This window comes from Methylobacterium haplocladii (genome assembly GCF_007992175.1).
Taxonomy (GTDB): Bacteria; Pseudomonadota; Alphaproteobacteria; order Rhizobiales; family Beijerinckiaceae; genus Methylobacterium; species Methylobacterium haplocladii.
In genome coordinates this window covers 75,536-91,111 of record NZ_BJZT01000013.1, presented here as the reverse complement: position 1 = coordinate 91,111, position 15,576 = coordinate 75,536, and the positions used below count along the sequence as shown (strand labels likewise).

At 69.4% G+C, this 15,576-nt stretch carries 12 protein-coding genes; 5 read left to right on the top strand and 7 right to left on the bottom strand.

The features are described from left to right. Positions 1-63: 63 nt before the first annotated feature. Together MHA02_RS06940 and MHA02_RS06935 are read right to left on the bottom strand one after the other, a co-directional pair. Positions 64-747, bottom strand: a complete 684-nt coding sequence (locus MHA02_RS06940; RefSeq protein WP_147077911.1) for a CoA pyrophosphatase — start codon at positions 745-747, stop codon at positions 64-66. Continuing rightward, complete coding sequence (locus tag MHA02_RS06935; RefSeq protein ID WP_147077909.1) at positions 744-1,349, bottom strand: DUF1285 domain-containing protein; 606 nt, start codon at positions 1,347-1,349, stop codon at positions 744-746. Before MHA02_RS06935 ends, MHA02_RS06940 begins: the two co-directional genes overlap by 4 nt. 401 nt (positions 1,350-1,750) lie before the next feature. Between MHA02_RS06935 and MHA02_RS06930 the strand changes: the two genes are divergently transcribed. Beyond that, complete coding sequence (locus MHA02_RS06930) at positions 1,751-2,674, top strand: crotonase/enoyl-CoA hydratase family protein (RefSeq protein WP_147077907.1); 924 nt, start codon at positions 1,751-1,753, stop codon at positions 2,672-2,674. 48 nt (positions 2,675-2,722) lie between these two features. Here the strand turns inward: MHA02_RS06930 and MHA02_RS06925 are convergent, their stop codons facing one another. The 3 genes from MHA02_RS06925 to MHA02_RS06915 all read right to left on the bottom strand — a co-directional run bounded on the left by MHA02_RS06925 (position 2,723) and on the right by MHA02_RS06915 (position 6,022). Next, positions 2,723-5,053 carry a putative bifunctional diguanylate cyclase/phosphodiesterase gene (locus MHA02_RS06925; RefSeq protein WP_147077905.1) on the bottom strand — a complete coding sequence of 777 codons (2,331 nt, stop codon included), beginning with the start codon at positions 5,051-5,053 and terminating at the stop codon, positions 2,723-2,725. 152 nt (positions 5,054-5,205) lie between these two features. Then, on the bottom strand, positions 5,206-5,553 hold the full coding sequence (locus MHA02_RS06920; RefSeq protein ID WP_147077903.1) for an antibiotic biosynthesis monooxygenase: 348 nt from the start codon (positions 5,551-5,553) through the stop codon (positions 5,206-5,208). A gap of 46 nt (positions 5,554-5,599) precedes the next feature. After that, positions 5,600-6,022 (bottom strand): PaaI family thioesterase, encoded by a 423-nt coding sequence (locus MHA02_RS06915; RefSeq protein ID WP_147077901.1) that lies wholly within the window; start codon positions 6,020-6,022, stop codon positions 5,600-5,602. A gap of 211 nt (positions 6,023-6,233) precedes the next feature. Between MHA02_RS06915 and MHA02_RS06910 the strand changes: the two genes are divergently transcribed. The 4 genes from MHA02_RS06910 to MHA02_RS06890 all read left to right on the top strand — a co-directional run bounded on the left by MHA02_RS06910 (position 6,234) and on the right by MHA02_RS06890 (position 13,541). Beyond that, positions 6,234-7,241: an AAA family ATPase gene (locus MHA02_RS06910; protein WP_147077899.1), complete on the top strand. Its 1,008-nt coding sequence runs from the start codon at positions 6,234-6,236 to the stop codon at positions 7,239-7,241. A 235-nt stretch (positions 7,242-7,476) separates the two neighbouring features. Further along, positions 7,477-8,391 (top strand): DUF58 domain-containing protein, encoded by a 915-nt coding sequence (locus MHA02_RS06905; protein WP_147077897.1) that lies wholly within the window; start codon positions 7,477-7,479, stop codon positions 8,389-8,391. Positions 8,392-8,401: 10 nt separating this feature from the next. Continuing rightward, the gene (locus tag MHA02_RS06900; RefSeq protein ID WP_147077895.1) at positions 8,402-11,254 is read left to right on the top strand and encodes a DUF4159 domain-containing protein; all 2,853 of its coding nucleotides are present in this window, start codon (positions 8,402-8,404) and stop codon (positions 11,252-11,254) included. 199 nt (positions 11,255-11,453) lie between these two features. Next, positions 11,454-13,541: a hypothetical protein gene (locus tag MHA02_RS06890; RefSeq protein ID WP_147077893.1), complete on the top strand. Its 2,088-nt coding sequence runs from the start codon at positions 11,454-11,456 to the stop codon at positions 13,539-13,541. A 9-nt stretch (positions 13,542-13,550) separates the two neighbouring features. Here MHA02_RS06890 and MHA02_RS06885 read toward each other — a convergent pair whose 3' ends face one another. Next, positions 13,551-14,075 (bottom strand): GNAT family N-acetyltransferase, encoded by a 525-nt coding sequence (locus MHA02_RS06885; RefSeq protein ID WP_147077891.1) that lies wholly within the window; start codon positions 14,073-14,075, stop codon positions 13,551-13,553. Between the two features lie 190 nt (positions 14,076-14,265). Beyond that, complete coding sequence (locus MHA02_RS06880) at positions 14,266-15,369, bottom strand: microcin C ABC transporter permease YejB (RefSeq protein WP_147077889.1); 1,104 nt, start codon at positions 15,367-15,369, stop codon at positions 14,266-14,268. Positions 15,370-15,576: the final 207 nt, after the last annotated feature.

Here is a 15,576-nt window from a genome sequence, read left to right as displayed (position 1 = left end):
GCGCCTCGTCCGATTGCCGCGCTTTCCGACGACGCACACGGATCCGCTTCGTCGAAAGGCGCTCTACCGAAACAGGCGCTCATAGAGGTTATGCACGATCCCGGCCGTGAGGCCCCAGATCAGGCGGTCTCCGAACGGGATGGCGTAATAGATCCGCATCCGCCCCTGCCAGCTGCGCGTCTTGATGAGGTGGCGGCCCGGATCCATCAGGTGGCCGAGGGGCACCTCGAACACGTCGGCGACCTCGTCCGGATTGATGGTGAGGCGCGGGTTCGGCTCCACGAGGCCGACCACGGGCGTGACCAGGAACCCGGTCGCCGAGAGGTAGGGGTCGAGATAGCCGAGGGGACGCACGGCGGCCGGCGACAGACCGATCTCCTCCTCGGCCTCGCGCAACGCCGTGGCGACCGGCGACGGGTCGCCGGGATCCATCTTGCCGCCGGGAAAGGCGATCTGTCCGGAATGGTCGCGCAGATGCGCGGCGCGCTGCGTCAGCACGACCGCGAGGCCGCCCGGCACCGGCAGGATCGGCACCAGTACCGCCGCCGGCCGATGCGGCTGCCGCGGCGCGACGGCGATGCCGTCCGGGTCGAGATCGTGGTCGCCGCGCGGGTTGCAGGTCGGGTCGCCGGGGCCCGGCGGCTCGCGCACGAGGCCGCGCTCCGCCCGGCGCAGGAAATCCGAAAGGTCGTCGGCCCAGATCGCGGGACCGAGACCGGGAGCGAGGGCGCCGTCGGGAGCCCTCATACGGCGATCTCGAGATCGGCGCTGCGCGCGATCGGGTGGAAGCCACCGGCGGCCGCGAGCCCGAGCCAGGGCCGGCCGTCGATCTCACGCTCCTCGGCCAGTTCGACGAGGTCGTAGGTCAGCGACCGGGTCAGCAGCGCCCAGAGGCCGCCACGCACTTTCACGTAGGGCTTGAGGCCGCCCGAGCCGTCCTGCTCGAACCGGATCGGATGCGCGTCGTCGAGGGGCACGAGGTCGTCGACGTTGGTGCGGAAGCCGATGCGCCGGCCGGCGCCCTCCCCCTCCACCGCCATCTCGACGGCGACGAAGGGCGCGTCGTCGACCGTGATGGTCATGCGCTCGGCCGGGGTCACGAGCACGGTCGAGCCGTCGGCCTCCCTGCGCAGGATGGTGGAAAACAGTCTGACCAGCGCCGGCCTGCGGATCGGCGTGCCCTCGTGAAACCAAGTGCCGTCGGCGGCGATTCGAATGTCGATCCTGCCGCAATGCTCGGGATGCCAGTTCTCGACCGGCGGCGCCCCACGCTTCGGCAGATCGCCGAGCGCGGCGCTCAGGCGGCCGAGCGCGGGATCTTCGATCGGGGGCGTCGGATCTGGCGTCATCGGGAACTCCAACGCGCGTGAACGGCGCCTGTTGCGTCGTCCGGGCAGAAGCCCGCAACCCCTGCGATCCGCGTCGCCCGCCGCCGTATGGCGGCTTCGTTCTCTCGAACGGCGGTTAAGTAGAAAACTGTTCCCCGACGTAGAGTTCCGGCTTCCGTAAACACCCATACGCAGGCCCGACCTGCTCACAGGGTTAATGCCGGATTAACCATATAAGAGATTGCAAAGACTACGATCGGCGCCAACCAAGACGCATTTTGAGGCGGGATGACAGCAAATGCCTAATAGATTCTCATCGTCGGCTCGCCGCGGATTTGCTAGGGTTCACCATCGGTTAACGGGATCGCACAGCGATGGCCAATTCTCCAAGTCCGGCGAAACGTTACCTGCCGTTCGGAGGAATGCTCAGCAATCCCGACTGGGGCATCGGCCGCACCAAAGCCTATCGCGGCCGGCCCGGCCGGGTCGATACCGTCAAGCCGGACGAGCGCCTGTTCGCGCTGCGCCAGCTCGAAGTGGTCTACGACAAGGGCCGGGAAACGCTCTGGACCTACATGCGGCCGGACGGGCGTCCGAGCTACAATCCCGACATGCTGAGCGATTTCCGGTCCTGGCAGGACGGGATCGAGGCCAAGTTCTCCGGTGAGGAGGCGAGCCTGCGCTATCTCGTCCTCGGCTCGCGCTATCCCGGCGTGTTCAGCTTCGGCGGCGACCTCCGGCTCTTCGCCCAGAAGATCCGCCAGCGCGATCGGGAAGCGCTCGTCGGCTACGGCAATGCCTGCGTCGAGATCCTGCATCGCAACATGAACGCCCTCGACCTGCCGATCGTGACGATCGGGCTGGTGCAGGGGGATGCGCTCGGCGGCGGGTTCGAGTCGCTGCTCTCCTTCGACGTGGTCGTCGCGGAGAAAGGCGCCAAGTTCGGCTTCCCCGAGATCCTGTTCGGGCTCTTCCCCGGCATGGGCGCGTTCAGCTTCCTCGCCCGCCGCATCGGCGCCAACAAGGCGCAGGAGCTCATCCTGAGCGGCAAGACCTACTCGGCCGAGGAGATGCATGCGATGGGCATCGTCCACGTGCTGGCCGAGCCCGGCAAGGGCGAGGAGGCGGTGCAGGACTACATCGGCCGCAGCGGCCGACGCCACAACGGCCACCGCGCGATCTACAAGGCCGCCCGCGAGGTCAACCGGATCTCGCTGCTCGAGCTGAAGAAGATCGTCGCGATCTGGGCCGATGCCGCCCTGAAGCTGCGCGAACAGGACCTGAAGGTCATGGAGCGCCTCGTGGCGGCCCAGGACAGGCTCGGCGTGCAGACGGCAGCAGCCTGAGAATTCGGCATCCGGCGGATCGCTGGGTAGGGCGTCCGGCCGATCGGATCAGGCGGCGCTGCGGATCATGCCCGAACCGTCGGCCATAACGGTGCGGATGGCGCCAGCCGAGATCGGGCGGCTGAACAGGTAGCCCTGGCCGAGGTCGCAGCCTTCCGCCTTCAGGATCGCGAGCTGTTCCTCGGTCTCGACGCCCTCGACGACGATGGTCATGCCGAGGCTCTTGCCCATGCCGACCACCGCACGAATGATCGCCACCGAATCCGCCGCCGCGTTCAGCTCGTTCACGAAGGAGCGGTCGATCTTGAGTGTGTCGAACGGATATTTCTTGAGGTAGCTCAGCGACGAATAGCCGGTGCCGAAATCGTCCAGCGACAGGTGAATGCCGAGCGACTGGAGCTGGTCGATGGTGGTGAGCGTGTGCTCGTTGCCGTCGAGGGTCACGCTCTCCGTGACTTCGAGTTCGAGCCGGTTCGCCGGCAGGCCCGAACGCTGCAGGGCGTTCACGACCTGCAGCGACAGGGACGGGTTGTTGAACTGCACCGGCGAGAGGTTGACGGCGACCCCGACCTCGACCGGCCAGTTCCGCGCCTCGCGGCAGGCCTCGTTGAGGACCCAGTCACCGATCGGCAGGATCAGGCCGGTTTCCTCCGCGACGTGGATGAACTCGAGCGGCGAGACATAGCCGCGGGTCGGATGCCGCCAGCGCAGCAGCGCTTCGCAGCGGGCGACCCGGCCGGTGCCGAGATCGATCAGCGGCTGGTAGAGCAGCTCGAACTCGTCGTTCGCCAGGGCGGTGCGGAGCCCCATCTCGATGGCGTGCCGCGCCTGGGTCTCGGCCTCCATCTCCTGCTGGAAGATGCGGTAGGTGCTGCGGCCGTCGGCCTTGGCGGCATAGAGCGCGATGTCGGCGCATTTGAGCAGCCGGTCGCCGTCGTCGGCATGCTCGGGCGCGAGGGCGGTGCCGACGGAGGCCCCGATCCGGACCGGCGAGCCGTCGATCTCGAAGGGCTCCTCCAGCAGGCGGACGATGCCATGGGCGAGCGCACCGGCCTCGTCGGGGCTGCCGACCCCGTTCTGGATGATCACGAACTCGTCGCCGCCGATCCGCGAGGCACTGTTGGCGCCGTTGACGACCGTGCGCAGGCGGTCGGCCACCAGCTGCAGCAGCCGGTCGCCGGCGGGATGGCCCTTGGTGTCGTTGATCGCCTTGAAGCGGTCGAGGTCGAGCAGGTGGATGGCGAAATGGCCCGAGCGGCGACGGGCCAACTCGAGGGCCTCGTCGATCTGCTGGCGGAAGCTGCTTCGGTTGTAGAGGCCGGTCAGCTCGTCGTAGCGCGCCATCCGGTTGATGCGCGCCTCGTCGCGCTTCCGCTCGGTGATGTCCTCGTAGATCACGACCGCTTCGGCCTCGGCCGTGCGACGCTGCACGAGCGAGATGAAGCGGTCCTCGGGAAGCCGAACGACGAGCGAGCCTTCGGCCAGGGCGGCGTTGGCCTGCTCGAAGGCGCCCAGGAGCGGGCGGCGCTGACCGCTGGCCGTCTCGATCTCGGCCTGACTCTCGCCGAACAGGCCACGGGCCGAGGCGCCGACGACGACGCGGGACGGATCGAGACCCGAGATTTCGAGGAAGCGCCGGTTCCAGACCTTCAACCGGCCGCGGGTGTCGAACATGCACAGCCCGTGGGACATGTTGTTCAGGGCGATGTCGAACAGATCGGCCTGCGCCTTGAAGCTTTCGGCCAGCGCCGCCTTCTCGCGGGTCGTCACGAGGGCGGTGACGACGATTTCGCGAATGCTGAGCGTGATGTCGATCATGCCGTAGGCGAACAGGATGATCACGGTCCCCAGCGCCATGTGCGACCCGTCGCCTGCCACGAACATGCCGAGGCTGAGCGGGAGCGAGGAAAGCAGCAACTGGCCGATGGCGAGGAAGGGACGGCCGGCGTTGCGGCCGGAAATGCCGGCGCCGTAGCCGATCGCCGTACTTGCCGTGATCACCTGCAGCGCGACGTCGTCGGAGCGCGTGATCGCGAGAAAGGCGCACAGACCCAGCAGCGCCGCGAAGGCGAAACCGCCCGCGGCGTAGAAGAACTCCCACGTCTCGTGGTTGCGCGAAACAGCCGGGCGGTTTCGGATGTAGATCCGGGCGACGGCGATGCGGCCCGCGCCGACGATCACGATGGCGGCCGCAACGAAGGCGAAGCTCGGATCGCCCGACCGCAACGCCGCAGCGCCCGAGATGATCGCCCCCGAGACGGCACCCACGACGAGGGACTTGAAGGGCGTGTAGAGACCGTCGACGAGTGCACGCTTGACGTCGATGGCGAGAGCCCGGTCTTCGGCCTTGATGGCTGTGACTTGTCTGAGAAGGCTCAAGAGCTCGATTCCGGGAACCGCTCGATCCCTCCCGGTTACCAAGAGAACTTAAAGAACACCTGAATGGCCGAGATCTCTTTACCAAGGCAGGAAGAGTTATTTCCAACAGCGTCAGGTTGTTGGAAACTCCGCAGCCGCCTCGACCGCGCAGATCATCCGCCGGGCTCGACCGCACACTGTTTGCGACCTGCGCCGACCCCCAACGACGTTGGGGATCGGCGCAGGTCGCCACTCGCGCGCTGGTTGAGATAGAGGAAGGCGGGAGACTCAACTCCGGCGTGCGCGCGGATCTCGACCAGCCTTTCGGATTCGAAGAAGTTTCGTGCCTCGGCGAGCGACCGCCACTGGGAGAAGTGCACCACCCTGTTCGGATCCGTGTCGTCGCAGAGGACCTGATAGGATAGCTCGCCCGCATCCCTGCGCAGCGACGCCGCGTCGTCGAACACCGCTTTCCAGGCGTCGTAATCGGCGACGTCATGGATGATCAGGACGAACTGCACGGCCGTCATTCTCCGGAATGGTTCTACCGTCGCCGACGACGGAGAGTCAGGATCGCTCCTGCAGGACCTTCCAGATCCCCGAGATCGACACGAGTGGTTTGCCGCCGCTCGTCAGGGTCCCGCGCACGAAGACCAGCGAAGATGTCGTGCGCACGATTTCGGGCGTGGTCTCGATCACGTCTCCGATCTTGGCCGCGCCGACGAACTGCACGTTCATCTCGACGGTGACGCATTTGGCATCGGCCGCATCCATGACGGCGATGCTGAGCGCCCGGTCGGCGAAGGTCACCAGCATGCCGCCATGGACGATGCCGACGAGGTTGCCGTGTTTCTCCTCGGCTCGGAAGGCGAAGCGCTTCGTCCCCTCGGCGGTGCGGTGGTAGACCGGGCCGGTCAGTTCGATGAAGCCGGGATCCTCGAAGGCCGTCCAGCCCGCGGGAAACGCCGTATCGTCCGGTCCCTGGCCCATCCTGATCCCACTCCCGTGCGGCGAAACGTCGGCCCGTCCCCGCGTAATGTCGCGGTCATGCTGCCGTAAGGCAGTTTTCGCCCATATAGCGTCCGTCACGCGCGCCGAAACCGCAGTGCTTGCGTTCGCTGCGTTTTCGGCGGCAGACTCGTCCGGTATTGGCCACGCCGAGCGACGTTGCGGCCAAACTTCATTCGGAGCATCCCCCTCGATGGCACAGGGCGCCAATCCGGCAGCGACGAGCCTCGACGACGGTATCGTCGCGACGGCGGAAGCCTGCCTCGCTGCGGTGGGCCGGGCACGCGAGTCGATCCATTCCGTGATCTTCGGCCAGGAGAAGGTGGTCGACCTCGCCCTCGTCACCATCCTGGCGGGCGGCCACGGCCTGCTCGTCGGCCTGCCGGGGCTCGCCAAGACCAAGCTCGTCGAGACGCTGGGCACCGTGCTCGGGCTCGATGCGCGCCGCGTGCAGTTCACGCCCGACCTGATGCCCTCCGACATCCTCGGCACCGAGATCCTCGACGAGGACGCCGAGCGCCGCCGCTCCTTCCGCTTCGTGAAGGGGCCGGTCTTCACGCAGCTTCTGATGGCCGACGAGATCAACCGGGCGTCGCCCCGCACGCAGTCGGCGCTGCTGCAGGCGATGCAGGAGCACCACGTCTCTGTCGCCGGCGAGCGCCACGACCTACCCCGGCCCTTCCACGTCCTCGCGACCCAGAACCCGATCGAGCAGGAGGGCACCTATCCGCTGCCCGAGGCGCAGCTCGACCGGTTCCTGCTCGAGATCGACGTCGGCTACCCCGACCGCGCCGCCGAGCGCCGCATCCTGATCGAGACCACCGGCGTCGAGGACCAGACGGCCCGGGCCGTGATGACCACCGACGAACTCCTCACCGCACAGCGCCTCGTGCGCCGTCTGCCGGTGGGCGAGGCCGTGGTCGACGCGATCCTCGACCTAGTCCGCTCCGCCCGGCCCGAAGGCGGCGATGCTGCCGTCGGCAAGAAGCTGCTCTGGGGGCCCGGCCCCCGCGCCAGCCAGGCGCTGACCTTGGCGGTACGCGCCCGCGCGCTGATCGAGGGCCGCGTCGCGCCCTCCGTCGCCGACGTGAAGGCGCTGGCCGAGCCGGTGCTGAAGCACCGCATGGCGCTGAACTTCGCCGCCCGCGCCGATGGCGAGACCATTCCGGGGCTGATCGCCCAGCTCGCCGGGAAGCTCTAAGGCCCTCTCACGCTTCGGTCGTCGGAGCGATCGCACGCCAATCACCGTCATTCCGGGGCTTGCCGAAGGCAAGAACCCGGAATCCAGAAACGCTGGTGGATCAGAACGATGCAGACCGTATCCGCCTTTCCGACGAGCGTCGGCGGCTCTGGATCCCGGGTTCCGCTGCGCGGCCCCGAGATGACCGTGGTGAGTTCCACGCCGGCCATCTTGATCCCAAGCGAGACATAACCCGGTGGTCGCGACACGCCTGATCGATGCCGAAAGGCGCGCGCCTGGCCGGGGCGAGACCGAGTCCGCACTCTCGCTCGCCAGCCGGATGCCGCGCCTGATTCTCGAGGCCCGGCGCGTGTCGAGCATGCTCGCCCACGGCCTGCACGGACGCCGCCGGGCGGGGCCGGGCGAGACCTTCTGGCAGTTTCGGCCCTTCGTCAGCGGCGAGGCTGCAGCGCGGATCGACTGGCGGCGCTCGGCCCATGACGACCGGCTCTACGTCCGCGAGCGCGAGTGGGAGGCCGCCCACACCATCTGGTTCTGGATCGACCGCTCCGCCTCCATGGGTTTTTCGTCCGACCTCGCGCTGGCGCCGAAGATCGAGCGGGCGCTGGTGCTCGGGCTGGCTTTGGCCGACACCTTCGTCGAAGGCGGCGAGCGCGTCGGGCTGCTCGGCCTGACGCGGCCGGTGTCGTCGCGCGGCATCGTCGAGAGCATGGCGCAGACCCTGGCGCACGACACGCCCGGCCTGAGTCAGGATCTGCCGCCGACGGCGACGCCCGGCCGCTTCGACGAGGCGATCCTCGTCAGCGACTTCCTGACGCCCCTCGACCGGGTGCGGGAGTCCGTGCAGGCGATCTCGGCGCGCGGTACGCACGGCCACCTCGTGGTCATCGTCGACCCCATCGAGGAGACCTTCCCCTTTTCCGGCCAGACCGTGCTGCACGAGCCCGAGGGCGGGCAGAGCCTCGACATCGGCGATGCCGGGGCCTGGGGCGAGGCCTATCGCGCGCGGATCGCGCAGCACCGCGACGGCCTGTCCGAGATCACGCGGGCCCAGGGCTGGACGCTGACGATCCACCGCACCGATCGCCCGGCGAGCGAGGCGGCGCTTCGCCTGCTGACGCTCGTCGCCGCCGCGCGCGGAAGCGGCTGAGGAGCAACGCGTGTTCGGAGTCCCCCTCACCTTCGCCGCACCACTCGCGCTGGCAGCCCTCGCCGCGCTGCCGGCCCTGTGGTTCCTGCTGCGGGTGACGCCGCCGCGGCCGCGCCGCATCGAATTCCCGCCGCTGAAGCTCGTCGCCGACCTGATGCCGAAGCGCGAGACGCCGGCCCGCACGCCGCCCTGGCTGCTGCTGCTGCGCATCCTCGCCGCCGCCTGCCTGATCCTCGCCGTCTCCGGCCCGGTCTGGAATCCGGCCGGCATCGGCGCCGCCTCGGGCCGCACGCCGCTGCTGGTGATGCTCGACAACGGGTTCAGTGCCGCCCACGACTGGCGCGACCGCCTGCGCGCCGCCACCGACGAGATTGAGGGCGCCGCCCGCGAGGGCCGCCCGGTGGCCCTGCTCCCCACCGCCGACCCGGCCGCCGCGATCGAAGCCAAGGCGCCGGCCGCCGCGCTGGAGCGTCTGCGCGCCGTGCAGCCGCGTCCGATCGTCATCGACCGCGCCGCGCATCTCCCGCAGATCGCCGCCTTCCTCGACAGGACGCCGAACGCCGCGATCGTCTGGATCAGCGACGGCGTCGAGGATGCCGGCGCGGCCGGCTTCCCCAAGGCATTTTCGGAACTGGTTGCGAAGCACGGCACCGCGCTTACCGTCCTGAAGGCAGACCAGCCCCCGGCACTGGCGCTGGCCGGGGGCGAGGCCGGCGGCCGGCTGACTGCCCGCGTGCTGCGCGCCGCCCCGAACGGCCGCGATGCCGGCGCGGTGCGCGCCCTTGACCTGAAGGGCCTGCCGCTCGCCGAGATTCCCTTCACCTTCGAGCCGGCCGCCACAGAGGCCGAGGTCGGCTTCGACCTGCCGGTGGAGATCCGCAACACCATCGCCCGGCTCGAACTGGCCGGCGAGCGGTCGGCCGGCGCCGTGGTGCTGATGGACGAACGCGGCAAGCGCCGCCGCGTCGGCCTCGTCTTCGGCGGCACCGCCGATCAGGCCCAGCCGCTGCTGGCGCCGACCTACTACCTATCCCGGGCGCTGACCCCCTTCGCCGACGTGCAGCAGCCGCGCGGCGGCCAGGGCACGGCCGAGGCGATCGGGCAGATGCTCGACAATCAGGTCACCGTGCTCGTGCTCGCCGATGTCGGCGCGCTCGACGACAAGACCCTCGCGCGCGTTGAAAAATTCGTCGACGAGGGCGGCCTGCTACTGCGCTTCGCCGGCCCGCGTCTCGCCGCCGGCAACGATCCGCTCGTGCCGGTGCGCCTGCGCCGCGGCGGGCGCAACCTCGGCGGCACCCTCTCCTGGGACAACCCGAAGACGGTGGCCGCCTTCGCCCCCGAGAGCCCCTTCGCCGGCCTCAAGCCGCCAGCCGACATCGGTGTGCGCCGCCAGATCCTGGCCGAGCCCGATGGCGACCTGCCCGGCAAGACCTGGGCCTCGCTGCAGGACGGCACGCCCGTCGTCACCGCCGAGAAGCGCGGACAGGGCCTGCTCGTGCTGTTTCACGTCACTGCCGACACCACGTGGTCGAACCTGCCGCTCTCCGGCCTGTTCGTCGACATGCTGCGACGGGTCGTCGGCATGGCCGGTTCGGGCGTGAAGCCCACGGCGGGCGACGGCACGCAGGCCAAGGCCGCCGTGCTCGCCCCGCGCCTGACCCTCGACGGCTTCGGCGCCTTGGGCAGCCCGCCGGCCTCCGCCACCGCCGTCTCGGCCGATTACGGCGACCGCGCCACGCACGACCACCCGCCGGGCTTCTACGGCCCGGCCGAGGGCGGCATCGCCGTCAACGCGCTGAAGGCCGACGACCGCCTCAGGCCGCTCGACATCTCCGGCATCGCGGGTGCGCGCCTCGGTGGCCTCGGCGGCGCCGAGACGCTGGACCTGCGCGCCTTCCTGTTCAGCCTCGCCCTGGCGCTGCTGATCCTCGACACCCTCGCCGGCCTCTGGCTCGGCGGGTTCCTGGGCCGTGGCCGCGGCGGATCCGGCAACGGCCTGATCGGCCGCCTGCGCAGCCGCCCGGCGTTGATCGCCTGCTTCGCGGTCGGGCTCGTCGCCCTCGTGCCGGTCGTCGGGCCGGCGCGGGCGGAGACCGGGTCTGCGGCCCGTGCCGGCAACACCGAATCTGCCCTCATCACCCGCCTCGCCTTCGTGACGACCGGCGACGAGGCCGTCGACACTGCGAGCCGCAGCGGCCTCTCCGGCCTGACCCAGGTCCTCGCCGCGCGCACGGCCCTGGAGCCCGGCGATCCGGCCGCAATCGATCCGGCCAAGGACGAGCTCGCCTTCTACCCGCTGATCTACTGGCCGATCGTCGCCGGCCGGCCCCAGCCGAGCGAGGCCGCGATCCGCAAGATCGACGCCTTCATGAGGAACGGCGGCACGGTGATCTTCGACACCCGCGACGCCCAAGTCGCCCGCCCCGGCGGCCCGCCGACGCCCGAGGGCGCCTACCTTCGCAAGATGCTGGCGACGCTGGAAGTGCCCGAGCTCGAGCCGATCCCGAACGACCACGTGCTCACCAAGGCCTTCTACCTCGTCGACAACTTCCCCGGCCGCTACACCACGGGTCAGACTTGGGTCGAAGCCCTGCCCCCCGCTCCGACCGACGGCGCCGAGCGCCGGCCGGCGCGTGCCGGCGACGGCGTCACACCGATCATCATCACCGGCAACGACCTCGCCGCCGCCTGGGCCTTCAGCAAGGAGGGCGCACCCCTCTACCCGATGTCCGGCGGCGACCAGCGCCAGCGCGAGATGGCGTTTCGCGGTGGCGTGAACATCGTGATCTATACGCTGACGGGGAACTACAAGGCCGACCAAGTCCACGTGCCGGCGCTGCTGGAGCGGCTGGGGCAGTGAGTTTTTGTGAGATCAGGCTCGCGCCAGCCCCTCCCCCCTCTGCGGGGGAGGGTGCCCCGCGAATGCGGGGTGGGAGAGGGGCCGGCTCAGGTCCATTCGGAGAGGGCGCTCCCCTCTCCCGACCCCTGCTGACGCAGGGGCCACCCTCCCCCGCAGAGGGGGGAGGGTTTCCCGAGATTCATTCTGAAGGCCCCGCCCCATGCTGAGCCTCAGCTTCACGCCGCTGATCCCGTGGCCGGTGCTCGCCGGCTTCGGCGTCGTCGTCGCGGTCTTCGCCGTGCTGGCGATCGTCGCGCGGGGGCGGACCGCGCTGCTGCGTGCCGTGGCGCTCGCTCTGGTGCTCGCGGCGCTCGCCAACCCGTCGCTGGTGCGCGAGGACCGCGAGCCGGTGAAGGACGTCGCGGCGATCATCGTCGACCGGTCGGGTTCCCAGACCCTCGGCGACCGGCCGCAGATGACCGATCAGGTGAAGGCCGAGCTGGAGCGCCGCTTCGGCGGCCTCAACAACATCGAGCCGCGCTTCATCGACGTGCAGGACGCCAAGGACGGCGACGACGGCACCAAGCTGTTCACCGCGCTCTCGCAATCGCTCGCCGACGTGCCGCCGGAGCGGCTCGCCGGCGTCGTGATGCTCACCGACGGCGTCGTGCACGACATCCCCGCCTCCCTCGAGGCGCTGGGCATCAAGGCGCCGCTGCACGTCCTCGTCACCGGGCACCCGGACGAGCGCGACCGGCAGATCAAGATGCTGGAGGCCCCCCGCTTCGGCATCGTCGGCAAGGACCTGACGATCCGCGCCGAGGTGCAGGAGCGAGGTGGCACCGGCAACGCGGTCGTCACCGTGCGCCGCGACGGCGAGGAACTCGGCCGCAAGACGTTCCCCACCGGCCAGCCCTTCTCGCTCACCACCAAGATCGAGCATGGCGGCCCGAACGTCGTGGAGATCGAGGTCGAGCCGCTGCCGGGCGAGCTGACCACGGTCAACAACCGCGCCGTCCTGCCGATCGAGGGCATCCGGGAAAAGCTGCGCGTGCTGCTGGTCTCCGGCGAGCCGCACCAGGGCGAGCGCACCTGGCGCAACCTGCTGAAATCCGACGCCAATGTCGACCTCGTGCACTTCACCATCCTGCGCCCGCCGGAGAAGCAGGACGGCACGCCGATCTCCGAGCTGTCGCTGATCGCCTTCCCGACCCGCGAGCTGTTCGTCCAGAAGATCAAGGACTTCGACCTGATCATCTTCGACCGCTATGCCAACCAGAGCGTGCTGCCGTCGGCCTATTTCGACAACATCGTGCGCTACGTCCGCGAGGGCGGCGCGCTGCTGGTGGCGGCAGGCCCCGAATTCGCTTCGCCGATGAGCCTCGCTCGCACCCGGCTCGCCTCGGTTCTGCCGGGCGAGCCGAACGGCAAGGTCGTCGAGCAGGCCTTCAAGGCGGCGATCACCGAGACCGGCGCGCGCCATCCGGTGACGCGGGCGCTGCCGGGCTCCGAGGCCAAGCCGCCGGCCTGGGGCGACTGGCTGCGCATCGTCTCGTCGCAGTCGCGGCCCGGCGTGCAGCCGATCCTGTCCGGCGCCAACAACCTGCCGCTGCTCGATCTCGCCCGTGAAGAGAAGGGGCGCGTCGCCCTGATGCTGTCGGACCAGTCCTGGCTCTGGGCCCGCGGCTACCAGGAGGGCGGCCCCTATCTCGACCTGCTGCGCCGCCTCGCCCACTGGCTGATGAAGGAGCCGGGTCTCGAGGAGGAGGCGCTGCGCGCCCAGACCACCGGCCGCGGCCGCGAGGTCCGCGTCGAGCGCCAGACCATGAAGGAGACGGCCGAGCCCGTCACCGTCACCGGCCCCACCGGCAACGCCCGCACCCTCGACCTGACGCAGGCGGAGCCCGGCCTGTTCACCGCGACCTTCGAGGCGGAGCAGCTCGGCCTGCACACCCTGCGCTCGGGCAACCTCGTCGCCTTCGTCAGCGTCGGCCCGGCCAACCCGCGCGAACTCGCCGACGTCTTCAGCGATACCGAGCGGTTGAAGGCCGTCGCCGAAGCCAGCGGCGGCACCATCCGCCGCCTCGCCGACACGAACGGCGCGACCACGGTGCCGCGCCTCCAGGCCGTGCGTAGCGGCCGCCTCGGCGGCGCCGACTGGATTGGTTTCCGCCCGAGCGACAGCGCCAATATCTTGGGTGTGGAGGTCTATCCGCTAGCGTTGGGGCTGTGGGCGCTCGCGGCGCTGGCGCTGGCGGTGCTGGCGATGTGGCTGGTCGAGGGGCGGCGTGGCAGCCGGGCGGCGTAACCGCCTACCCTACCCCGCAGAGGGAGAAGGGTTGACGCGCGCTGCAATGACCGCTCCCACCATACCTTCGCAAGCACCGTCAGCCAATTGCAGCCACAGGAACCGCGCCGGATCGACCGGCCCCGGCAGGACGATGCGTCCCATCGGAACAGGGGAGAAGCCGAAGCGCCGATAGTAAGGCAGGTCGCCGACGAGGACGACGAGGCCATGCCCGCCGGCCCGCGCCGCGTCGAGGCCGGCCTGCATCAGGGCGCAGCCGATGCCGCGATTGGCAAAGCTCGGATCGACGGTGATCGGACCGAGCGCCAGCAGCGGCCGGCCGCCGGCCTCCGCCGGACCGATGCGCAGCGAACCGACGAGATAAGTGCCGACGAGCGCGGTGAAGCAGAGCTCCGGCAGCGCGGCTGCGCCCTCGCGCAAGCGATAGGCCGTACGGGCGAAGCGGCCGGGGCCGAAGGCGCGGGCATGCAGGCGCTCGATGGCTTGCACATCGTCCGGGTGCTCGGGCCGGATGACGAGGGGTAAAGCCGTCACGGCGAGGGCTGCCGATCGATGCCGGCTCCGCTTGCCGATCTCGAACCCCGGCGTGCCAAGCTTTCCGCCGTCATTGCGAGGCGAAGCCGAAGCAATCCGGGGCCACACACGCGACGGCCGTGCGTTGGCCCTGGATTGCTTCGCTGCGCTCGCAATGACGGGAGGAGTTCGGCTATGCCGCCAGCCGGGTTCACGCCGCGCGGGCCGAGAAGTCGATGCGCGGATCGATCCACGTATAGATCAAATCTGACAGCAGGTTCACCGCGAGCCCCATCAGCGAGAAGATGTAGAGCGTCGCGAACACGATCGGGTAGTCGCGCCCGATGATCGCGGTGAAGGACAGGAGCCCGAGCCCGTCGAGCGAGAACATCGTCTCGATCAGGAGCGAACCCGTGAAGAAGGCGGTGATGAAGGCGCCCGGGAACCCGGAGATCACGATCAGCATCGCGTTGCGGAAGACATGGCCGTAGAGCACCCGCGTCTCGGTGAGGCCCTTCATCCGCGCCGTCATCACGTATTGCTTGCGGATCTCGTCGAGGAACGAGTTCTTCGTCAGCAGCGTCGAGGTGGCGAAGGCGCCGAGCACCAGGGCCGAGAGCGGCAGCACGAGGTGCCAAGCATAGTCGGCGGCCTTGCCGAGGAGGCTGAGCTGGTCGAAGTTTTCGGACGTGAGCCCCCGGATCGGAAAGATCTGGAAGAACGAGCCGCCGGCAAACACGATGATCAGCAGCAGGCCGAACAAAAAGCTCGGGATCGCGTAGCCGATGATGACGACGCTCGACGTCCAGATGTCGAAGCTCGAGCCGTCCTTCACCGCCTTGCGGATGCCGAGCGGGATCGAGATCGCGTAGGAGATCAGCGTCATCCAGAGCCCGAGCGAGATCGAGACCGGCAGCTTCTCCTTGATCAGCTGCAGCACCGACACATCGCGAAAGTAGCTCTTGCCGAAATCGAAGCGGACATAGTCCCAGAGCATTTTCGCGAAGCGCTCCGGGGCCGGCTTATCGAAGCCGTACTGCACCTCGAGCTTCTTGATGAAGGCCGGATCGAGCCCCTGCGCGCCGCGATACTTGGAGTTCGATTCGCCGCTTCCGCCGCGGGTCACGCCGCCGCCCATGTCGCCCTGGCCGCCGGTGATGCGCGAGAGCGAGCCTTCCTGCTGGCCCTGCATCTGCGCGAGAACGCGCTCCACCGGGCCACCGGGGGCGAACTGGATGATCGCGAAGGTGATCAGCATGATCCCGAAGATCGTCGGGATCATCAGGGCGATGCGGCGGGCGATGTAGCCGAGCATGGATCAGGTCTCGTTCGATGCGCGCCGGAGCCGAGGGCTCTCCTCCCGCTCGCGGAGGGCTACACGGATCCGATCCGCCATCCCACCTGCGACCTCACCCTGAGGCGCCGGAGCGCAGCGGAGGCCTCGAAGGGTCCTCCAGATCCCGCCGCGATCCCTGGAGGACCCTTCGAGGCCCGCTGGCGCGGGCACCTCAGGGTGAGGGGG

Excerpts from the sequence above, each read along its gene's own strand:
- MHA02_RS06940 (WP_147077911.1), bottom strand. The coding sequence starts at position 747 with ATGAGGGCTCCCGACGGCGCCCTCGCTCCCGGTCTCGGTCCCGCGATC.
- MHA02_RS06935 (WP_147077909.1), bottom strand. The coding sequence starts at position 1,349 with ATGACGCCAGATCCGACGCCCCCGATCGAAGATCCCGCGCTCGGCCGC.
- MHA02_RS06930 (WP_147077907.1), top strand. The coding sequence starts at position 1,751 with ATGCTCAGCAATCCCGACTGGGGCATCGGCCGCACCAAAGCCTATCGC.
- MHA02_RS06915 (WP_147077901.1), bottom strand. The coding sequence starts at position 6,022 with ATGGGCCAGGGACCGGACGATACGGCGTTTCCCGCGGGCTGGACGGCC.
- MHA02_RS06910 (WP_147077899.1), top strand. The coding sequence starts at position 6,234 with ATGGCACAGGGCGCCAATCCGGCAGCGACGAGCCTCGACGACGGTATC.
- MHA02_RS06890 (WP_147077893.1), top strand. The coding sequence starts at position 11,454 with ATGCTGAGCCTCAGCTTCACGCCGCTGATCCCGTGGCCGGTGCTCGCC.
- MHA02_RS06880 (WP_147077889.1), bottom strand. The coding sequence starts at position 15,369 with ATGCTCGGCTACATCGCCCGCCGCATCGCCCTGATGATCCCGACGATC.